At 58.7% G+C, this 1,582-nt stretch carries 1 protein-coding gene; it reads left to right on the top strand.

The window, feature by feature from the left end; translation table 11 throughout:
- Nucleotides 1-284: 284 nt before the first annotated feature.
- Nucleotides 285-1,582 (top strand): MFS transporter (locus G3N58_RS33785; protein WP_206001363.1); only part of this gene is annotated, 1,298 nt, incomplete at its 3' end.

The following is a 1,582-nucleotide window of genomic DNA, read 5'->3' on the forward strand; positions in this document are numbered from 1 at the left end:
TCAGTATCCTGACTGCCGATAATAGTATTCTGCCAAAGCGAAATACCTCGCAACGCCCATCCCATCAGTGATTCGCTCCACGCCCGCGCTCTTTTTTCTTCATCTCTTGGTAGTTGTACTTATTTGACCTCCGTCGACAATGCTCTGCAAAATTTGTTCTTGAAAGGAACTCATGTTCTATATTCGAACGTGATAAATGCGATTTGCCCTGATGATTCGGCCAGATCGTGTACGACTCTTCGGCATGTTTCTCAGGGTCTCCCAAACCATACATGGGACAGTCAATGAACGGGAACCAATCCGTCAACGTCCAGAGTTTCATCAACGAGCAACCATTCAGCGGGTTCCAGTGGCTCGTGTTTTTCATGTGTTTCATCATTGTCCTGCTGGACGGGTTTGACACCGCAGCGATCGGCTTTATTGCACCCTCCCTGCTGGGCGAATGGCATCTGGGCAAGCCCGACCTCGCCCCCGTTCTGAGCGCCGCGCTCTTTGGCCTCGCGTGCGGCTCTCTCGCGGCCGGTCCGCTCTCGGACCGGCTCGGGCGTCGCTCACTGCTTCTTGGTGCCGTGATGGTATTCGGTCTGGCCTGCCTGGGCTCGGCCTTTGCCGGCTCGCTCGACACGCTTACCGTACTGCGCTTTGTCACCGGCCTCGGGCTTGGCGCTGCAATGCCGAATGCCGTCACGCTCATGGGTGAATTCTGCCCTGATCGTCGTCGTGCGACGGTCATCAACCTGATGTTCTGTGGTTTCCCGCTTGGCGCGGCACTTGGCGGCTTTCTCGCGGCCTGGATGATTCCAAACTTTGGCTGGCGCAGCGTGCTGGTCTTCGGCGGCGTCATGCCTCTTCTGCTCACCGCGCTGCTGGCCACGAAGATGCCGGAGTCGGTGCGGTTTATGGTGGCTGCTGCAAAGCCGCACCAGCTCATCCAGCGAACGCTTGGTCGAATCTCGCAGGCGGCTTTCAATGCAGAGCACTTCGTCCTGAGCGAGAGTGCACAGGCGACCGGTCGCAAGGGTCCCGGCGTCGTTCTGTCCAGGTCATACCTGGTCGGCTCGCTGATGCTGTGGCTGGCCTACTTCATGGGTCTTGTGATCTTTTACGCATCGATCAACTGGATGCCAATTCTGCTCAAGGACGCGGGACTCGCCCAGAAGAACGCAACAATCATTTCGGCGCTCTTTCCGCTGGGTGGCGTTGGTGCGGTGCTGAGTGGCGTTCTGATGGATCGCCTCAACGCGACCCGGGTAGTCGCGGTCTGCTATGCACTGACGGCTGTAAGCGTCTACGCGATCGGCCAGGCAGCCGGCAATGTCGGAGCCCTAGTTCTGACCGTATTCCTTGCCGGCATCCTGATGAACACAGCGCAATCATCGATGCCCGCACTTGCGGCCGCCTTCTATCCGACCGCAGGCCGCGGCACCGGCGTGGCATGGATGCTTGGCATCGGCCGGTTCGGTGGCATTGCCGGCTCCTTCCTCGTTGCGGAGCTTACCCGGCGTCACTTTGGGTTTGCTGACGTGTTCTCGACCGTTGCAGTCGCTGGTGTGGTTTCCTGCGTCGCGCTCCTGATCAAGCA

This window comes from Paraburkholderia sp. Ac-20342 (assembly GCF_017104985.1).
Lineage (GTDB): Bacteria > Pseudomonadota > Gammaproteobacteria > Burkholderiales > Burkholderiaceae > Paraburkholderia.